The sequence below is a fragment of the Bernardetia sp. MNP-M8 genome, assembly GCF_037126285.1.
Taxonomy (GTDB): Bacteria; Bacteroidota; Bacteroidia; order Cytophagales; family Bernardetiaceae; genus Bernardetia.
The window spans coordinates 4,009,740-4,030,389 of sequence record NZ_CP147012.1; the positions used below are offsets into that span (position 1 = coordinate 4,009,740).

A 20,650-nucleotide genomic window follows, 5' to 3' on the forward strand; every position below is an offset into this window, starting at 1 on the left:
TAAGTTTCCTTATTGTTTTTATATTTGTTTGATGTTTTTGTTTTTAATCAAACTGATTTGGCAAAGGTCGTAATTATTCAAGTAAATTAATAAAGAATTAGTTAGATAAAAATTATAAATTTGTATTTCCTTTCAATTTTGTAACTGTTTTTTACAGCTAAGTTTTTAAGAATTCCTAAAAAAACGTATATTTAAATACAGCTTAACTTACTCACTCATATCTATTATCTTATTGATTTGCCAGATTCTTCCATTCATATTGATTATTTTGAGGCATTAGCCAAACTTACTCGTAGCCAAAAAGCTGAACTAAAAGACTTTTCGGAAGCTGTAGAGGAAGTAATTCAGACTGCTATTAATATATTAAAAGTAGCTAGTATAAATCTGTGGCTAGTAGATAAGGAACAAAATAAAATAAAATGTGTAGCTCATTCGCAACAGGACAAGACGATAGCTTCGAATAACAATTTGGACAATGAAATAATGCCTATGTACTTTCAAACTATGAAAGAAGGCGAGTTAATTGTTTCAGACGATGTTTATAAAGATGGTCGCTTAAATGAACTAAGAGAAGTCTATTTTCAGCCTAATTCGATTACCTCAATTATTGATATGCCTATTTATATTGAAGGCGAATTAAAAGCGATTCTGTGTGGTAACCATACTGGAAAACCACGTAAATGGCAGATTAGAGAACAACAATTCATGTTAGCTATTGGAAATATCATTGCCCTGCTTTTAGAAATTTGGGAACACAAGCAAACTGAACAGCGTCTTATTCATAATGATAATCTACTCAGAGGAATCAACTCTTGTATCTTTCAACTTTTTACAAACCCTGATTTTGAAGATGGACTAGATACTACAGTTTCGACAATTGGAAAGGCGACAAAGACAGATAGAGTGTTTATTTTTCAAAATTTTTTAAATGATAATAAAGAACAATGTTGTAAAATTATTCATGAGTGGACAAGCCAACCTCAATATAAACAGATTCATAAAAGTGAATGGAAAAATGTGAACTATAGAATAACAGGTTTAGAGCGTTGGAAAAATCAACTAGAAGAAGGAAAAGGAATTAAAAATATAGCTGACAAACTTACTCCTTTAGATGAATATTTTTTGTGGAGCAAGCATGCAAAATCTACACTTATTGTTCCTATTTTTATCAATGAAAAAGAATTTTGGGGTTTTATAGGACTAGAAGACTGTTCTGGAAAGCATATTTGGACACTTACAGAAGAGAGTTTTATTTTTAATCTCGCTATTACCATTGGAGGAATACTGACGACTCAGCACGTTGAAAACTTACTAAAAGAAAAAAATGAACAACTCAAGAAGACTAATGATGAATTAGACCAATTTGTATATAGTGTTTCTCATGACCTGCGTGCGCCTCTGACCTCTGTAATGGGACTTTTACACCTTCTCAAAACAGATATTGCAAGTGTTGCTAACACTCAAATGTACCTTCAACTAATTTCCAAAAGTATTACACGATTAGATAATTATATTCGTGAAGTGTTGAGTATTTCAAGAAATAGTCGTACAAGAGTAGAGCGTGAAGAAATTGATTTTGAAGAAATTATAGAAGAGATAAAAGAAGATTTAGCTTATTTAGATGAATTTAAGGAGGTAAGAATAGAATTAGATATAAATCTACAAACAAAAGAAACTACTTTTAAGAATGATAAAATTCGTATTAAAGCTATTTTTGATAATCTTATCTCCAATGCAATCCGTTATCATAATCCCTATCAGGAAGATAATTTTGTGAAAATAACGATTCACATAAATGAAGAAAAAGCTGAAATAACTGTCCAAGACAATGGCTTAGGAATTAGCAAAAAACATATAGGGCATATTTTTGATATGTTTTATAGAGCCAACGACCAAAAAATGGGTTCAGGATTAGGACTTTATATTGTTAAAGAAACAATTTTGAAACTCAAAGGTACGATGGAAATTGATTCTATACCAAATGTAGGAACTACTTTTACAATTGTTTTGCCAAATAGAAAGTGATTTTTAACTTCTAAAATCTCGTTTGACGGCTGCATTTGAGCCTCAACGACGGTTGATTTTGCTTTATTTTTGAACCGTCAACGAGACTTCGTCGTCGTTGAGGATAAAAATAGGCTTTTTTTATTCTTTTTGTAGTCTTGGGGTGTTTTTTCTTATTGGAGTTGGTTTAGTTTACTTTCTATGATTTGAAGATTATATTGAAATTCAGCATAGTTTGGGAATCTATTTGTAAGCTCTAAATAAACTTCTTTAGCTCCTAAATAATTAGCTTTAGCTCTCTTAATGTCATTTTTACTTTCAAAATAAAAACCTTTTTTTATAAACGAAATAGCGAAACCATTTTTGAAATTAACATTTTCAGGAAAGTCATTATTAAGTTCTTCAATTAACATAAAATATTTATTGAAACATATTAGAGAGATTTGTGAATTTTTTAGTTGTTGATGTACTTCACCTAGCTTAGAGTAAGAAATAGCAAGTCCATTTTTAAAATTTACACTATTAGGAAAATCATTATATAATTGTTTTAACAATTTATTTTGTGTTTCAAAAAATAGTAAAGAAAATTGTAAATTATCTAATTTCTGATTTATCTGACCTAACTTTTCAAAAGACACTGCAAGTCCATTTTTAAAATCTACGTTATTAGGGAAGTCATTATATAGTTGTTTAAATAAAGAAGTTTGATTATCAAAAAAGACTAATGCTTTTCTTAGATTTCCTAATTCTTGATTTACTTGTCCTAAAAATTGACATGAAATAGCAAATGCTTTTTTTAAGTTTATATCATCAGGAAAGTCCTTATACATTTGTGAAGTAAAATCATTATGTAGGCTAAAAAACACTAGTGCGAGAATTAGACTACCTAGTTCTTTATACACCTTTCCTAACATACAATATGAAATAGCTAGTCCATTTTTGAAGTAAATGTTATTAGGAAAATCATTATAAAGTTGTGCTAGTAGTTCAGTTTGTCTCTCAAAAAAATATAATGCCTTTTCTAGTTTTCCTAATTTTTCATGTATTGTTCCTACCTTAGAGTAGGAAGTTGCAAGTTCATATTTAAATTCAGAGTTATTAATATCTCTTTTTGTAAGTATAGTTGATAAATATTGACATTTTTCATATACTTCAAGAGCTTTAATCAATTTACCTTGTTCTGTATAAAAATCTCCAATTCTTTCATATAAAAGAGCTTTCTCATAATTATCTTCTATATAATTCATAATTGATTCAGTATACCTAATATAAAGTGAAGTATATTTATAATTTTCTTTGTGATAATTAAAATTTGTTTCTGGGTTTAGTTTATCAACTAAACTAATCATCATCCCCTCACAATCCCCATCTAGTCTCTCCTCATTCTTATACCTAACTATCTCAGCTAAAAGCGCATGTATTTCAAAGGCTTTTTGATTACGATTTATTAATCCTCTTTCATTGAGCTGGGTAGAAAGTTCTTGCCAATGGTCTTCGGTCTCGCCTAATAGCGTTTTCCATGTTTGTTTGGTAATCGGCTGGTTTGGCAGAACGCTGTATATAGTGAGTAATTTTAGTTCTTCTTCTGTAAGATTTTCTAAAGGAAATAATTGAAGCAAATACTCAAAAATATCTTTTATTTTTTCTTGCGTGTGTGTAGTGGTAAGATTTGTTTTTTCATCAATATTCAATCCTTTTTCGGCTAGTTTTTGATTGGTTTCTTCAAACGTCCAGTCTTTTCGTTTTATATTTTTGGCTACTAATTCTATTGCCAAAGGGTGCAGAGCCAAACGATTTACGAGGCGTTGAATTTGTGTTTTTTCTTTTTGATGTAGAGTTTCGATAGCTTTTCCATAATAGACACAAAAAATAGCGATAGCATCATTTGGAGTAGCTTGTAGCAGTTCGAAGGAATACATAAAATCAATTTTCTGACGAGAAGTAGTCAGTATTTCCCAATCTGATTGTATCAAATCTTTGAGTAAATGAGAGGTTTCAGAAGCATCATCAATGAGTAAAAGTTTTTTTCCTTCCAAATTAGAAAGCGTATTTTTTATAATCTCAAAGACTTTTTCATTGCGATTTGGTGTTTGATAGGGAATAGAATTGATTTTTTCTGCAATTTCTAAATTATCTAAAAGTGTATAATCATTGAACGTATCATAAACAGTTGATTTTCCTTCCAAAAACAACGCAAAATCATATTCTTTATAATTTTCTAATAAAAAGGCTTTTGAAAGTGCTGATTTTCCTATTCCACCAATTCCATTAATACTGATTAGTGAAATATTTTTTTGAGTAGCAATTTTTTCTTTTAGTTCTGCTAATTCTTTTTTGCGTCCTTCAAATGCTTCGTTATAGGGTAATTTTGTAAGAAAACGCTTAATTTTCTTTTCTCCATATTGATAATAATAATTATCTCCAATATGTATTTTATCAGCTGTAATAACATTTCCAATCACTACATTTTTTGAATTTTCAACAAAAATAGAGCTTAGTTTATCAAAATTTGTAGCGAAATGACTTTCATTTATTAGAGAACTATGAAGGTTTTGTAAGGCTTCAAATTCTATTTCTTTATTTGGATTTTCGTTTGCAAACTCTCTAATTCGTTTTATTTGAATTTCAAGCTGTTCAATTCGCTTTTTAAGGTCAAATTTATAAGGAGCATAAAATGTAATCGCATCTTCACTACGATAAAAAGTAAGTTTTTCGACTAGCTCTTCAAGAAGTTGATTTATTTTTTCGGATTTCATATGGTAATGAAGTTGTAGTTTTTTGTAACCGTCATTGAGGCTTCGCCGTCAAACGAGGTTTTTAGTGTCAAAACAAGATACAAATAAAAATAAAAAAAGCAGAATTTAGTCCTTGTTGACGGCAACGCCTCAACGATGGTTAGTAAATAAGTTGCTTTAAAACATTCCCCTTAATCAAGCTATTTCAATTCTCAATCTTTATTTGTATTTTTGTTAATTAATTTAAGCTCAAAATGTAGTTATAATTGTCAGACACTTTCAAAGATTTCAGACAATTGTAAAAAGAGAAATAAAATAATAAAAGACTTCTAGCCCAGTAATTATATAAAGGGAATAATCTATATAGAACAACGTATGAAAAACATCAGAAATTTTTGCATTATTGCACACATTGACCACGGAAAAAGTACGCTTGCCGATCGTCTTCTCCAAACCACAAATACTATTACCGAACGCCAAATGCAGGCGCAAGTTTTGGATGATATGGATTTGGAACGTGAGCGTGGAATTACGATAAAAAGCCATGCTATTCAGATGAATTATATAGACCCTGAAACGAAAGAAGAATATACTTTAAACTTGATTGACACCCCCGGTCACGTAGATTTTTCTTATGAAGTTTCTCGTTCAATTGCTGCTTGTGAAGGTGCTTTACTTATTGTAGATGCAGCGCAAGGTATTGAGGCTCAGACAATTTCAAATCTTTATTTGGCTTTGGGAAATGATTTGACAATTATTCCTGTCATGAACAAAATTGACTTGCCAAGCGCACAGCCAGAAGTTGTGGCAGATGAAATAATGAATTTGATTGACTGTGAGCGTGAGGATATTATTTCTGCTTCAGCAAAAGAAGGAATCGGAATTACAGACATTTTAGATGCGATTGTAAAACGCATTCCTGCGCCAGTTGGAAATCCTGATGAAGAACTTCAAGCACTTATTTTTGATTCTGAATACAATACGTACAGAGGAATTGAGGTAATTTTTAGAGTGATGAACGGCACAATCAAAAAAGGCGATAAAGTAAAATTTATGGCGACAGGAAAAGAATATGAAGCTGATGAAATTGGTATTTTAGGATTAGAGCAAAAGCCACAAAAGGAAATAAAAGCTGGAAATGTAGGCTACCTTATTTCTGGTATCAAACAAGCCAAAGAGGTAAAAGTAGGAGATACAATCACACATATTGCCAAGCCGTGTAAAAAAATGATTGAGGGTTTTGAAAATGTAAAACCAATGGTTTTTGCAGGAATTTACCCAGTAGATACAACAGAGTTTGAAGAGCTTCGTGCCTCTATGGAAAAACTTCAACTCAATGATTCGGCTCTTATTTGGGAACCTGAAACTTCGGCTGCCTTAGGTTTTGGTTTCCGTTGTGGATTCTTAGGAATGCTTCACATGGAAATTGTACAAGAGCGTTTGGAAAGAGAGTTCGATATGACAGTTATTATGACTGTTCCTTCTGTTCGTTTTCAAGTTACAACTAAAAAAGAAGGTGTTTTCAATGTCAGTGCACCTTCTGAAATGCCAGATCCAGGATTTTTGGAGAAAGTAGAAGAGCCATTTATTAGAGCTTCCATTATCACAAAATCGGATTATATCGGACAGGTTATTAAAATTTGTATGGATAATCGTGGAATTTTGATTAATCAATCCTACTTGACACCTGATCGTGTAGAGATGACTTTTGAGATGCCACTTGCCGAAATTGTATTTGATTTTTATGATAGATTAAAAACAGTTTCTCGTGGTTATGCTTCCTTTGATTATGAGTTGATTGGTCTTCGTCAGTCGAATATGGTGAAGCTAGATGTAATGCTCAATGGAGAACCTGTTGATGCACTTTCTGCTATCGTACACCGAGATAAGGCATACGAGTGGGGAAAACGTCTGTGTGAAAATTTAAAAACATTACTTCCTCGTCAGCAGTTTGAAATTGCTATTCAGGCAGCTATTGGAGCAAAAGTAATTGCTAGAGAAACCATTTCAGCACTTCGTAAAAACGTAATTGCAAAATGTTATGGTGGAGATATTTCTCGTAAAAGAAAACTTTTGGATAAGCAGAAAAAAGGTAAAAAACGTATGCGTCAGATTGGTTCAGTAGAAGTTCCTCAAGAAGCATTTATGGCTGTTTTGAAAATTAATAACTAATCTTTTAGTTACCAGTAATCAGTGAAATAGTTACCAGTTTATTTCAATTTTACTAAAAAAAAAGCAATTTCAAAATAATGAAATTGCTTTTTCCTATTTATCTTTTCTTTACTAATCGTATTCCTAGTAATTGATCAAACCACGAATAATTTTTTTCTATATTCTGTTTGATATAAAAAAAATTTGTAATAATAACTGCTAATCCTATAAAGAATAGAGAAAACTCGCCAAATTCATTATGTAAAGCCTTTGCAATTAAAAATACAAGTGCAAAAAGACCATTCATTACCCAATAAAGTAAATTTCTACCTAATGTTTGCCCAACTGTGGCAGGGAGGTTTGTAGTTACATCTATAAAATATATTTCCTGAGCTGCTTTTCCAATACTTGTATTTATTAAAATACTATCTCTAAAAGTAAATAATACAAAACCAAGTAGAAAGTAAAGATAAGGATTACTTATTGATTGACCTTTAAAACTTATTGTAACTATTGCAGCTAGAGAAATACAAAAAAGTATCAGAACAAGTATATCAATAAAAAATGCTGAACTACGTTGGTCAGAACTTACAAAAACAAAAGGTAATTCGATAGGTTTTTGAAGTTTTAATTTTTTAGATTTTGGAAAAATAGGTAATGTTGAACGTTGGTCACAATGTTTATTTCCCATATATGCCCAAGAGTCTTTCAAAAAAGCAGATTTACAGACACTACAAAATACCACTTCATCTCCTTCTGAAAAGCTATCACCTGTAACAGGATCGTTTCTATCTTCCAATAAAAAATGTTGATGACTTTCTTCTCTAATCTGATAAGAATTAACTGACCTAAAACGCATTTTGGAACAAATTGTGAAGTAATAAAGTAATGATTAATTTTTAGGGATGAATTGAAAATTTTATTGTTTCAATACATCCATTTTCTGCCAAATTACATGTTTCTGACTATCTAATAGCTATCTTTCTAATTTTTTCTATGAAAATATACAACTATCCATTCTTAACTGCACTAATCTTCTTCTTATTTACGCAGATTAGCTCTAGCAGTTCTGTTTTTGCTCAAAATTTTTCTTCTAATAATTCTGATAAGATAAAATACTGGGTATTTTTTTCTGAAAAAGACACAACCAACTACAATTATACGGCTGCAATTTCTGCCAAAACCATTGAAAATAGAACGCTGCAAAATCTTCCTGTAAGGCAATATAGTGATATTTCGGTTTCTGAAAAATTTATACAAAAAGTAGAAAATTTTGTAACCGACAAACCAATCATAAAATCAAAATGGCTCAATGCAATTTCTATTTATCTAAATGAAGATGAAGCAAAAAGAGTTCAAAACCTTCCTTTTGTCACCCATCTGCAAGCACTGACTACAAAATGGAAACCTTTATCTTATACAACCAAACAAAAAAGAGAAATGGGAAAAGCTATGGAACAACTAGAACTTTCTGTTTTTCAAAAAGAAAATTTGACAGGAAAAGGAGTTGTTATTGGTGTTATTGATGCAGGTTTTTATGGAAGTGATAAAAGTAATTATTTAAAACACCTAGACAATAGTCGTATTTTGGGAATGCGTGATTTTGTGAATCCAAAACAGAAAGACCTTTTTAGAGAGAAAGAAACTTCTGATGATGCACATGGAAAAACAGTTTTGGAAATGATAGGAGGATACAACGATGATAAAGATGATTTGAGACAAGTGGGTGCAGCTTCAGAAGCTCAATTTTATCTAGCAAGAACTGACCACGGAGTAACTGAAACACGCTCAGAAGAAGATTTTTGGGTGGCTGCTATGGAATGGATGGATAGCTCAGGCGTAAAACTTATCAATACTTCGCTAGGTTATTCGGTTGGCTTTGATGATGATAAAGATAACTATGACATAGAACAAATGGATGGCAAAACGAGTGTTGTCAGTAAGGCTGTAAATATGGCTTTCAATGAAAAAGGTATTTTGATTGTCGTCTCAGCAGGAAATGAAGGTTGGGATACTTGGAAAATCGTATCTACACCAGGGGATAGTCCATTTGCACTTTCTATTGGAGCAACAAATGGAGCAGGTCTGAAAATGGGTTATAGTAGTATAGGAGCAGAATTTGTTGAGTTTTTGAAGCCAAATGTTGCTTGTTATTCGCTCACAGGAACATCTTTTTCTGCACCAAATATCACAGGATTTGCAGCTTGTTTATGGCAAAAAAATCCAAAGGCAACCAACAAAGAAATTTTTGAAACCATAGAAAAATCAGCTTCTTTATATCCTTTTGGTAATAATTTTATAGGATATGGAATTCCAAAAGCATCAAATGCAATCAAAATTTTGGAAGGAAAAACGATAAAGCCAACTATCAAGAAAGTAGAAGAAAAAACAAATTCTTTTAAGTTTGATTTGAAAGCTGGACAACGTTATGTTGTTTTTCATAAGCAAGACAAGCGTATTGCAATAGAACAAGACTCTGAAAAAGCTGCTAGTAAAAAAGACATCAAAATCACTATCAAAAGACCTAAAGATACCAATTTTAGTACAATCTATATAGAGGATATAGGTGGTTTTGAAGTAGAATGGAAATAGAATAAAAATAAATTTAGAGTTTCTAATTCTACATTTATTCTTCTAATCTCTTTATCATTAAAGCTGATTTTCTATAATAATTACTTGTTTCTAGCTGCTGTTGGTTTTTCCAAAAAGCAGCTAGATTTTCGTATCGTTTTGATAAAGGAAGGTTAAGATTTGAGATAATTTTGGCATCACAAACTGGACAAAAATAAGAAGGATGTCCGTCTATTTCTGTCAGGTTATTTGCGCCTTGCATTGCACAACGATAAAAAACACAATGTTGAAGTGAAAAAATATGACCAATTTCATGTACTGCTGTTTTGCATGTTCGTTTTAAAGCCAAATTAAAAATATCAATATCATCTTTCATTGCTTCTACATCTCCAAAACGAGCCATCGACCAAACTCCTACTCGGTTATATAGTCTTGCTTGTCCGAAAACAAAACTCCATTTTTTATTTGGATACAAATCATTTGTAGTAAAACTCACTAGCAAAACTCCATCCTCAGGTAAGTTTTTTTCTAAAGAGTCCAAAATAAAACCTGTTTTTACTTGAAAACCATTTCTACTATGAACTCTCCAATTTGTAGTATCTAAGTTTGTAGAATCAAGCTTTTTCTGTGCTAACCTTTCAATGGGTAACTCATAAAAAATAGATAAAAAACGTTCTACTGAATCCATCAAACGAAGTTGTGTTTTATCAAAATTTCCATAGAGTTGGAGATAGATTTTTCTTCTTTGTTCTGTTGCTCGTATAGGCGAAATATTTGTATTTTTATTCCAGTATTCTGTAAAAGTTTGCCCTCTTTCTTTATTTCTTTCTAGCCATTCTCCCGACTTTGGTTCTTCTATATAAAATTGATTTTTTTGTAAAACAAATTCCATAGAATCAGCTAAGTTATTCAATCCTTGACTTGGAAAAGGTTTGGGTTTGGGCGTACAAGCAACAAAAAGGCAAATTGAAATAAGGAGATACAAAATACTTTTTTTCATAGGAATAATAAATGCTTGATAAAATAATACTTGAGGTAACAAAGTTACTTCATATTTCATTTTCCAAAGCTATAAAAACAAAAAGAGCGATACAAACTGCATCGCTTTTTTTCAGCTATCTTCCAAAACCCGATCACTCGGTTGTCTTTAACATCTCAAATTACTTTAATGGTCTAAAAGGTGTAATTGATACCTTTTTATAATCTTCTTCAAAAGTTCTCCGTAGAGTGGTGAAGTGGCATAACCTACTCCTCCAGTTCGTTCTGAACCAATTTTGTCAGCCCAGTCTTCATAATTTTTCCCTTTTGTAAAGAGTGGTGCATATCTTTTGTTAGTAGATAAAAATTCAGAATGTCCTCTGAATGATTGCCAAGCACTACCGTATTGCGTAAAATAATCTTGTACTTTACATTCATACAAAACATTTCCTTTTTTGATAAATGGCTTTTGAGTAAGTATAATATCCTGATTCATGGATGCTTCTTCGGCTGTAAAATATTCTGTAGTAATCGTTTTTTCGCCTGTTCTATTTTTATCTTTTATGCCAAAATAATTATTATGAATTACTCTTGAACCATACGCCGTTTCTAAAGCAGATTGAGCTAATTTTATCGAAACAGGAACATTGTATTTTACTTGTTCCATAAGTGCCGTTTCTATTTTGCGAAGATGAATTGTATCTGCAAAATAAGTCAAAACATGAGCAGGCGCACCTAAGTTTTTCAAAACCATTTCCATAAACATGCGACTAATATCTCTATTCATTACTAAAAGAATGCTATCATTGAGCTGGTCAAGACGAGAAACTTTATTCTCAATAAGTGCCTTTGTAATGCGAATTTGCTTTTGTATCATAAATTCTTCCATCATATTTTCACTTTTGGCAAGGCTTGCCAAATTATCATAATCAGCTACCGAGTGAACAAAGATAGGAAGACCGTTTTTTGTGTCTTCTTTTAACGATTTTTCATCCTTTAAATTAGATGAAGTAAGTTTTACAAGCTCCATAGTAGCAGATTCTTCATTTTGATTTGAGGAAGGAAAAATACTGGCAGAAGCAGAAGTCATTATACTTTTTTCATCCATTTCCCATAATTCAAAAGGTGTTTCTTGTCCTATCTGTACCCACAAATTTTTGATATACGTATTTTGAGTTTCTCCCCAGCTTCCATAAAGAGCAACCATTCCCAAAAATAAAGCAGCTACAACAAGCATATACTTTTCTATAACAAAAGAAATAGTATACTCAAAATATCTCTTCCCTACCATAAGTTTGATAGGAATTTCTATATTTCTATGGTTTCTTATCTTGTCCAAGCTAATGGAAATAGGTAAGAATTTATTGGTTAATTTATTTTTCATTGTATTTTTCATCTATTGGCTATAAAGTAGTAGAGATTTATCTATATAAGTTCTGTTTGATTGCACATAATTAAATCTTAATGAATACTATTTATGCTAATTTTATTTGTAATTAAATTGAATGTTCAAAATTATTTTCAATAAAATCTACTTTTGTTAGCTAATTGATTTAATTGTGCTATTATTTTTAGCAAAGTTAAGTAATGTAGCAAACATTTCCAATAGTTAAGGGAAAAATAAACTAAAAATTTGAGCAATTTGTCTAAATGCTTAAAAACCAATAGCATAGCGATAAATGAGGACGTATTTTATTTTTTCGCAAAAAATGAACATAAAAATACCTGTAATTCTGAACAACTACAGGTATTTATTTTTTTGAAATTTTTTCTTAAAATCCTTAATTTCTAGCTAACCATTTTTTAAGTTCCATGACCTTTTCAGGATTCTCTTCTATCCATTTAGCAGCCTTTTCATTTGAAATCTGACTAATCCAATAACAAAAAGTATCTATATGTTCGCTTTCTCCAAGCTGATTTAAGAAAGGAGCATAAAGTGTCCACCAAATATTCTCTTTTTTATCTTTTGCATCTAAAAAGCTAAAGAAGGTTTGTGTGTTATCTCTAAAAATTTCTTCTTCTGTTTTAGGTGTATCTTTCATAATTACTACTTTTTCAGTAGTTGTGGTATCTTCGTTTTCCATTTCTTCTTTTACTATTTTTTCTATTTCCTCTTTACTGGGTTTCATAAAATTTGAAGCCTGTGCTAGTGACATAACCATTTCAATAGCTGCAAATTCGTCATCTTTTCCACCAATACTGATTGTGATTTCATTGTTGTCTCCTTTTTTTATGTTAGCCAAAAGTTGTTTTTGCAAAACCTCAAATGCTTTTTCTGACCTTGCTGAATTAGGTTCTAAAAGTAAAAAATAATTAAGAGCCATCATACTAGGTATTTTTCTACCTTTATCGTATTCTATAAAACCAAGCATCAAATGACTACTTGAATGTTCTGGATTTGCTCCAATAGCCTGAATTAGATTGTCTTCTGCCTTGTCTAGCTTTCCAACTTTATAGTAATTTAGAGCTAGATTGTAATGCAATAAATAATTTTTAGGATTTTCTTTGATTACTTTCTCAAAAAATGAAATGGATTTATCTGTTTTTCCCATCATATCTAATGATGAACCTTTTATTATATAAGCAGGAACGGTACTTTTAGATTTTGATTTAATGACTTTATCACTATATTTGACACACATTTTATAATCCTCTTTATGAAAATAAGTCAATGCCATTTCATAATAAATAACTGAAGAATTAGGCATCAATTTGAGTGCTTCTTCATACTTTTCTAATGCTTTTTCGTATTTTCCTGCATCATGAAAAGCAACTCCTTCTTGTAGAAGTTGGTTTGCATCTTGAGCAAAAGAACTAGAAAAATTAGCACAAAATAAAATTAGAAAGACTATAAAAAAAAGTGGTTTTTTTGATAATAATTTCATAGCAAAGTAAAATTTAAGATTAAAAGTAAGTAAAAATTATTTTGAATTGTAAATAGTTAAAACAACAATATTCTATTTTTATTGTAGATTTTTGGTAATTTAAAAAAAATAAAATGAAGTATTACAATTTAGTTGCAGAGTGCAAAGGTTATGAATCGGCTCACGAATTTTGTGCTTATTTTAGAGAAAATGTTCCTGTTTTGTCTAATGGAACACGAATAGCAAGCGAAGCAAATGCAATGCGTAGAGGAGATGGATATTGGATAGCTTGTGTTTCTTTTGAAGGGCTTTTTTCCTTTGATAGTGAAGAAGAATTAGAATATGCTCAAAAAAATGCTGTTTCTGCTACTGTAAACTCTAATTTTTTGGAAGAAGCTGTTTCAGAAATTTTTTCTTTGCTTTCAGTTGCACCTTCTTATATGGCTGCTGCTTTTGGAGTGGATGCTATTGATGCTTTTTCTCAAATGGCAATTGAAGAAATTATTTTGCAAAATGCTTCTTTTGGGTATCTTTTTTTGAATGATACAGCGTGGGAACGTTTGGGCGAACCAAAAGGATTTGAAGTTTTTTCAGAAGGGTATTATTGGAATCCCAATTAGATTTATATGTAACTAAACAATTGATTCTAAGGAAAGTAACATTATTACACGTTTAAAGCATTTTTATTTATTAGAAAGAATAGCTATTTTTAGGTAATCAAAACAAATTTAGAAGTCAGAATTTAAAATTCAGAAGTAGTAAAATTCTTTTTTCATAAATCAAACTTCTTGTTTCAAGCATTTTAAGAATTGTATTTCCATTTCTTACCTCAACAATCTAAATTCTTACTTTATTTATGCCTGATAATCCTAATTTAATTGAAATAAATAATTTATCTGTTATCTTCAAGGGAGAAAATGGACACCATAAGGCTGTACAAAACGTAAATCTCAAGCTAAAAAAAGGAGAAACGGTAGGTATTGTAGGAGAATCAGGTTCTGGAAAAACAGTTACTTCTCTTTCCATGATGCGTCTTTTACCTGATGCTCCATATTGTCAGACAGAGGGTGAAATTTTATTTAATTCAAGAGAATATGGAGAAGTAGATTTACTCAAAATACCGTTTGATAGACTTCGACAACTTAGAGGAAATGAGATTTCTATGATTTTTCAAGAACCCATGACTTCTCTAAATCCTGTTTTTACCTGTGGAAATCAAGTAGTAGAATCTATAATTAGGCATGAAGAAATTACTATAAAAGCTGCAAAACAGCGAGTTATTCAACTTTTCGAAAAGGTTCATCTAAGTAACCCAGAGCGTATTTACAACGCTTATCCCCACGAAATTTCTGGAGGACAAAAACAGCGTGTAATGATAGCGATGGCACTAGCCTGTAATCCGTTATTACTTATTGCAGACGAACCCACCACAGCACTTGATGTAACTGTGCAGGCTGCTATTTTGGAGATTTTGAAAGATCTCAGAGAAACTGAAGATATGTCAGTGGTCTTTATTACACACGATTTGGGTGTTGTGGCAGAGTTTGCCGACCGAATTATTGTCATGTATCAAGGTAAAATAGTGGAAGAAGGTGCTGTTTGGGACATTTTTTCAAACCCTCAACATCCTTATACAAAAGGTCTTTTGGCATGTCGTCCTCGTTTAGATTTGAAATTACGTGTTTTGCCCGTCGTTTCAGATTTTATGGCTACTGATGAGCATGGAAATATTTCAGAAATTACAGAAGCAAAATTTCAATCTGTTGGTCAGGCTTTGATGTTAAACTTTCAAAGTGAAGCCGAACTACGAAAACACCATGAAAAGTTAGTACAACAAACTCCTTTATTACAAATTAAAAATCTTACCAAAGAATTTGTAAAAACAAAAGGATTTTTTTCAAATAAAAAAGAAATAGTAAGAGCTGTAAATGATGTTTCCTTTGATGTTTATCCAGGAGAAATTTTAGGTTTAGTAGGAGAATCAGGGTGTGGAAAATCTACATTAGGAAGAAGTCTTTTAAGATTGGTAGAACCTACTTCTGGAGAAGTAATTTTTGAAGGCAAAAACATATTAGATTTGAATCAGAAAGAAATGCGTGCTATCCGAAAGGATATGCAAATTGTATTTCAAGACCCTTATGGTTCATTAAACCCTAGAATGACTATTGGAGAAATTATCATGGAACCCATGAGAATTCACTCTATTATGAGCAATGATAAGGAAAGAAGAGCGTATGTAATCGAACTTTTAGAGACTGTAAATCTGAATGCATATCATTTTAATCGTTATCCTCATGAGTTTTCGGGTGGACAGCGTCAGCGTATTTGTATTGCTCGTGCGCTTGCCTTACAACCTAAATTTATCATTTGTGATGAGTCAGTTTCTGCACTAGATGTTTCGGTACAAGCACAGGTTTTGAATCTTTTAAATGAATTGAAAGAAAAATTTAATCTTACTTATATTTTTATCTCTCATGATTTGGCTGTTGTTAAGTTTATTGCTGACCGTATTTTGGTAATGAAGGATGGACAAATTGTAGAAACAGGTTTTTCAGAAGATATTTACGACAAACCAAAACGAACGTATACAAGAGAATTAATAAAAGCTATTCCTAGAGGAGATTTGGATACTATCAGAAGAATTATGCTCAAAAGAAAACTGCAAAAGTCTAGTTAAAAACAATTAAATAGAACTATTCCAATAACCACCTATATATTTATAATAATTTTTGGTGATAATAAGCAAAAAAGATGTACATTTGAAAAAAAACACAAATAACTCTTTTTTTTAACTTTATTACATCAAATGAGTCTAGTTGCAAAAATGTATGTAGAAGATAAGGAAATTAATATCCTTGACTTCAAATTTCGTTTTACCCGTTCTACTGACGAACACGGAAAACCGATGGGAAAACCTAGAGGAACTATTTTTGAAATTATCTTCGAAACAACTGCTGACCAAAGTTTTATGTCGTGGTCTATTGCCACTGATATGACTAAACACGTCAAAATTGTAGTTTCTCCAGTTACAGCAATGAGTAAAAGTCGTATCATAGAACTTTATGATGTTCATTGTGTGCATTTTAGGAATAACTTTAATGCCAAAAGTGGTGAACCCATGACAACGCTTATTCATCTTACACCTGCAATTATGGTAGATGATGGCTATAAATTGCTAGACCATTACTGGAAAAAAACAGATTTGAGTACTGAAAATGTTACACCTACCATTATTGAGAGAGACAAAGAATTAGAAATTATTGATATATATTATGAAGATAAGCAAGGAAACAAAATAGAACATATCTATTTAGGAGATGTTGTACTAGTTTTGAAAACCAAAAATGGAGAAGGTAAAAACCTAGATATTGACCTGCAAGACCAAGATCATACGTACATCCATAATGGAGAAAAGCTAGAAGATGGTATATTAACGGATATATCTATTGTGGGAGATACCACTAAAGTAGAACTCAAAGTTATTCCTCTTCTTCTAAGCAAAGATTAATCTCACCTTATTTACCTTAATTATTCAATATTAATTTTACTTTTTATGCCTGTAGTATATGAATCTGGAAACGCTAGTAACTCAGCACATTTTAAACCTTTAGCAGCAGGAGATCCTCCTTTTGTAGTTTCTTTTTATCGCTCTAAAGACCACGCAAATACTGAATTTGGAGAACAAAAGTACGGTGCTGCTGACCCACTATACAGAGGAGAATTTGGATTTGATTTCTTTGATAAACAAGTAATTGCTGAAGGACTTTCGCAACACTATAAAGTACTTTCTGGTATAGAACGAGAAAAAGACGAAGGAAAAAAAACAAAAAAAGAAACTTTTACTGGAAGTTATGCCTATTTGTGTCCTTACTTATCTATTTGGCCTCCCAATGTAGATGGAAATACGGAGGAGAAAAATAAAAAACACATAGTAACACTTTATGCTCGTTTGGAGAAGAGTAGTGAATACAATAATGTCAAAAATCTACCTGATAATTTAGATGTTAAGTTTGTGAGTACCGATGACCAAATAATTACTGTTAAAGGTAAAGTAGATGATAGAAAACCAGAGTATATTGTCAATTTGAAATTAGAAGAAACACTTGTACCTATAACAATAGAGTGTAAGAAACCTTTTGGAGAAGAGAAAGAAGTCGCTATTTTGGCAAAAACAAGATATAAAAAAGAGGGTTCGATGGATATTGTAGGAAAGGTAGTTTTATACCCAAATGCTATTCGGTATAAGACTATTATTCAGCCTGTAAAAGTAAAACTAGATAGGAAAGTAGATCTTAAAATTGATGATATTCCACATATTCCAATGATGGAGAAATTATTAAAAGCCTTCAATACACTTTCGTTTAACCAAGCCTATATGCATGCCAAGCTTGCAGAAAAAACGAAAGTCATTACCTTGAAGAGAAAAGAACTTGCAGATCTAGATATTTTCACTACAGCTTACATAGATGGAAAGGTAGACTCCACACAGACAGCGATGGATTATGATGAGAAAGAAGATACTTACAATGAGGTGGTGGAAAGTGGTTATGCAGCACTAATAGCTCAATCTGCTAATGGCGATAAAGTAGATAAGGCAAAACTAGAAAGAGATCGCAATGAAAAAGCACTTGCTCTAGTAGAAAAGTTCAAAAAACGATGTAATCTCCAAGAAGTCCCCTCTGATGGACTACAAGACCTCTCTCAATTCAAAGCACTAAAAAGAGCGCGTCGTAAAAATAAAGTCACCGATGCTTGGAACCACCCCAAAGTGCAAAAGGCACTTAGAGAGTATGAGCAAGCGCAAGCTGCATGGGAGAACAACAAGACCGAAAAAGCTAAGCTGGACAAGACACATAAGATACATATCTTCTATACAGAAGATATTTATAGTGGGATGCAGGAACGTACCAAAAATGTTTTTGCTTACGGGCCGTCTGATACAGGCGTCTGTCACGTATTTGAGATTGCCTTAAATAACACAGCTATTATTCCTACTCTCATTCACGAAATAGGACACAGCCTGGGGCTGGGTCATCCTTTTGATGAAAAGGCACGTAAACCACTAGAGCTTCGTCAGCCAAACATAGTTTACAAAAAAGATATAGGAGAGAAGATAAAAAAACTTAAAAAAGATATTGAAGATAAAGAAGATGCACTCAAACAAGCAAAGAAATATCAAAGAGCGATAGATTCGGGAGAGCTATCGGTTGATGATATACTGTCGCTCAAAGCACTACAATTTCAGTACTACTTAATCAACCGCTTCTACACCAGATTAGCTGATAACATAAATAATGGGTCAACAGGTTTTGCCTTCATTGAACCCATCTATGAAGCCATGAAACTAGAAAACGAAGCTACCACTACAGAAGGTACTATCATGACACTAGCACAAAAAAGGCAAGAAATTACTAAAATGGAAGGAGAACTACAACGACTGGAAGGGATTTTAGAGAAAGGGATTTTAGATGGCAAGCCTATACCCGAATTGGAGATACTTCCCGCACTACAAAAACAAACTGAGACGCTAGAAAACTATATGGACTACAACAATAAAGAAAAAACCAATGAGGTGGATACGAATGTAGAGCGAAAGGTGTTCTACAAATGGGAGTGGGACAAATTGCGTGAAACAGGTGATAGTATGAACTATTTTGAAGCACAACACTAAACATAAGACTTATGAAGATAACATATATCGCTACTTTTTTGGTAGTACTGTCCTTGTGGAGTTGTAGTAGCATCAAAAAAGAATACTATGCCTATGAGGATAAATCAACTAATTCGTACTGTACTTTTGAGGTGCATCGTCAAAAGAAAAACCCTTATTTACAGCGAGTTTATTATCGAGCTGTATCTGATTATTATCACGGAAAGTATAAAGGTGCATATGATTGGATGTCGCTGTTGAATGACAATCAGGACACACCGTTTCATACCAATGATATACGTGGACGTGACATATTGTATTTCTATATGGAATGTTATGATTTAGACATTGCTTATAAAGAAGACTCTACACTCAGTAGATTCATAAGCCTTAACGCACTTTTTTCTGTAGACTTTATAGAAGCTTTTACAGGCAAAGCATTTAATTATTGTTCACCAAGACGCTTAGACGAAAATGGTGCATATGATAAACGAATTTACAGCGAACCTAGCGAATTTACAGGAATGACTTATGTATCATATTTCAGAGAAAGTAGTGATAGTCTCAGCCTTGTATGGACACCAGATAGAAAAAAGGAGTTCCTCAAAGAGCCTTGCTTTCAGGAAATCACTATTGACTGGTTTCCTCCCTACCTCAAACGTGTCGATAAGATTGATTACGAGAAATTTGATCTTCCCATCAAGAAGAAATACCTTCAATATCCTAAAAAAGGTTCTCGTGTTACAAATGAAAAAGATAGAGAAAAGCTACAAAAGCAAGAAAGAAAAAGGTTAAAGCGCAGAGATAAAGAAAAGAGACGAAAAGCAAAAAAACAGGAACAGTCATCCAAAAAAACAGAGAATTAAACTCATCTCTTTAGATCCGTAATAGTTGTATCTTATGTATAGAAGCTCTAAGTTGGGAGTGGGACAGGACAAATTGTGTGAAACAGGTGATAGTAAGAACTATTTTTTAGAAGACAATTAAACTATGAAAAAAGCACCTTTATACATATTATTACTTCTTTTGTTTTGCTCTTCTTGTAGCAAAAAAATGTATTATGCCTATGAAGATGAGCATAGCTATTGTACTATAGAAGCCACTCCTAAGCAAAAACTTTGGTGGATGTTCGGAAGAAGATTTGACCAAGTAATATATAGAGCTGGTTCAAAGGAACATTATGATACTACGGAAGTAAGTAATAAATATTTGAGTTGGGAAGATAGGTATAGTAAGAAAAAGGATAATATGTATATATACATAAAAAACAGTAATTATAATATTGAAAAAAAAGTGTATATAGATATATCTTTCGATTTTTTTTATATACAAAGAAATTATGTATATAGATATGACTTTTGCTTACCTTCGCATGATAATAGTGCTAACTATGCTACTTATACTAACGCTAAAGATAGCTTAATAGTGGATTATATTCGCTATGATTTAGATACACAGTATTGTTTTTCTCATCAAGGTATTGATTGGTTTCCTCCTTATTTTGTGCGAGTAAAAAAAATAGACTATGCTAAATTCAATGTTCCTGAAGTAAAGTACAAGTATTTAAAAAATCCTGAACATCGTAATGCTCCTTTTTATGATGATAAATGGGAAGATGAACAGAAGAAAAAAGAAAAGAAGGAGGAAAAAAGAAAAGAGAGAGAGACTAAGAGGAGGAGGAAACAAGAATAAATTTA

General features: G+C 31.9%; 14 protein-coding genes. 9 read left to right on the forward strand and 5 right to left on the reverse strand.

The window, feature by feature from the left end; translation table 11 throughout:
- Positions 1–237 precede the first annotated feature (237 nt).
- Positions 238–2,025, forward strand: a complete 1,788-nt coding sequence (locus tag V9L04_RS16325; RefSeq protein WP_338790929.1) for an ATP-binding protein — start codon at positions 238–240, stop codon at positions 2,023–2,025.
- 152 nt (positions 2,026–2,177) lie between these two features.
- On the opposite strand, the gene V9L04_RS16330 is transcribed toward V9L04_RS16325, so the two are convergent.
- Positions 2,178–4,760 carry a tetratricopeptide repeat protein gene (locus tag V9L04_RS16330; protein ID WP_338790930.1) on the reverse strand — a complete coding sequence of 861 codons (2,583 nt, stop codon included), beginning with the start codon at positions 4,758–4,760 and terminating at the stop codon, positions 2,178–2,180.
- A gap of 354 nt (positions 4,761–5,114) precedes the next feature.
- Between V9L04_RS16330 and lepA the strand changes: the two genes are divergently transcribed.
- The gene (gene lepA / locus V9L04_RS16335; RefSeq protein ID WP_338790931.1) at positions 5,115–6,911 is read left to right on the forward strand and encodes a translation elongation factor 4; all 1,797 of its coding nucleotides are present in this window, start codon (positions 5,115–5,117) and stop codon (positions 6,909–6,911) included.
- 97 nt (positions 6,912–7,008) lie between these two features.
- On the opposite strand, the gene V9L04_RS16340 is transcribed toward lepA, so the two are convergent.
- The gene (locus tag V9L04_RS16340) at positions 7,009–7,749 is read right to left on the reverse strand and encodes a hypothetical protein (protein WP_338790932.1); all 741 of its coding nucleotides are present in this window, start codon (positions 7,747–7,749) and stop codon (positions 7,009–7,011) included.
- 137 nt (positions 7,750–7,886) lie between these two features.
- Between V9L04_RS16340 and V9L04_RS16345 the strand changes: the two genes are divergently transcribed.
- Positions 7,887–9,482, forward strand: coding sequence for a S8 family serine peptidase (locus tag V9L04_RS16345; protein ID WP_338790933.1), 1,596 nt, complete (start codon positions 7,887–7,889; stop codon positions 9,480–9,482).
- A 34-nt stretch (positions 9,483–9,516) separates the two neighbouring features.
- Here V9L04_RS16345 and V9L04_RS16350 read toward each other — a convergent pair whose 3' ends face one another.
- The 3 genes from V9L04_RS16350 to V9L04_RS16360 all read right to left on the reverse strand — a co-directional run bounded on the left by V9L04_RS16350 (position 9,517) and on the right by V9L04_RS16360 (position 13,324).
- Complete coding sequence (locus V9L04_RS16350; RefSeq protein ID WP_338790934.1) at positions 9,517–10,521, reverse strand: archaemetzincin; 1,005 nt, start codon at positions 10,519–10,521, stop codon at positions 9,517–9,519.
- A 105-nt stretch (positions 10,522–10,626) separates the two neighbouring features.
- Positions 10,627–11,823: a glucosaminidase domain-containing protein gene (locus V9L04_RS16355; protein WP_338790935.1), complete on the reverse strand. Its 1,197-nt coding sequence runs from the start codon at positions 11,821–11,823 to the stop codon at positions 10,627–10,629.
- A 397-nt stretch (positions 11,824–12,220) separates the two neighbouring features.
- A complete protein-coding gene (locus V9L04_RS16360) occupies positions 12,221–13,324 on the reverse strand; it encodes a tetratricopeptide repeat protein (protein ID WP_338790936.1) in 1,104 nt (367 codons plus the stop codon).
- A 113-nt stretch (positions 13,325–13,437) separates the two neighbouring features.
- Between V9L04_RS16360 and V9L04_RS16365 the strand changes: the two genes are divergently transcribed.
- The 6 genes from V9L04_RS16365 (at position 13,438) to V9L04_RS16390 (ending at position 20,645) form a co-directional block, all read left to right on the forward strand.
- Positions 13,438–13,923: a hypothetical protein gene (locus V9L04_RS16365; RefSeq protein ID WP_338790937.1), complete on the forward strand. Its 486-nt coding sequence runs from the start codon at positions 13,438–13,440 to the stop codon at positions 13,921–13,923.
- A 236-nt stretch (positions 13,924–14,159) separates the two neighbouring features.
- On the forward strand, positions 14,160–15,980 hold the full coding sequence (locus V9L04_RS16370) for an ABC transporter ATP-binding protein (RefSeq protein ID WP_338790938.1): 1,821 nt from the start codon (positions 14,160–14,162) through the stop codon (positions 15,978–15,980).
- 129 nt (positions 15,981–16,109) lie between these two features.
- Positions 16,110–16,811 carry a type VI secretion system tube protein TssD gene (tssD, locus tag V9L04_RS16375; protein WP_338790939.1) on the forward strand — a complete coding sequence of 234 codons (702 nt, stop codon included), beginning with the start codon at positions 16,110–16,112 and terminating at the stop codon, positions 16,809–16,811.
- Between the two features lie 45 nt (positions 16,812–16,856).
- Positions 16,857–18,974 carry a hypothetical protein gene (locus tag V9L04_RS16380; protein ID WP_338790940.1) on the forward strand — a complete coding sequence of 706 codons (2,118 nt, stop codon included), beginning with the start codon at positions 16,857–16,859 and terminating at the stop codon, positions 18,972–18,974.
- An 11-nt stretch (positions 18,975–18,985) separates the two neighbouring features.
- Positions 18,986–19,819 carry a hypothetical protein gene (locus V9L04_RS16385; RefSeq protein WP_338790941.1) on the forward strand — a complete coding sequence of 278 codons (834 nt, stop codon included), beginning with the start codon at positions 18,986–18,988 and terminating at the stop codon, positions 19,817–19,819.
- Between the two features lie 124 nt (positions 19,820–19,943).
- Positions 19,944–20,645: a hypothetical protein gene (locus V9L04_RS16390; protein ID WP_338790942.1), complete on the forward strand. Its 702-nt coding sequence runs from the start codon at positions 19,944–19,946 to the stop codon at positions 20,643–20,645.
- Positions 20,646–20,650 lie beyond the last annotated feature (5 nt).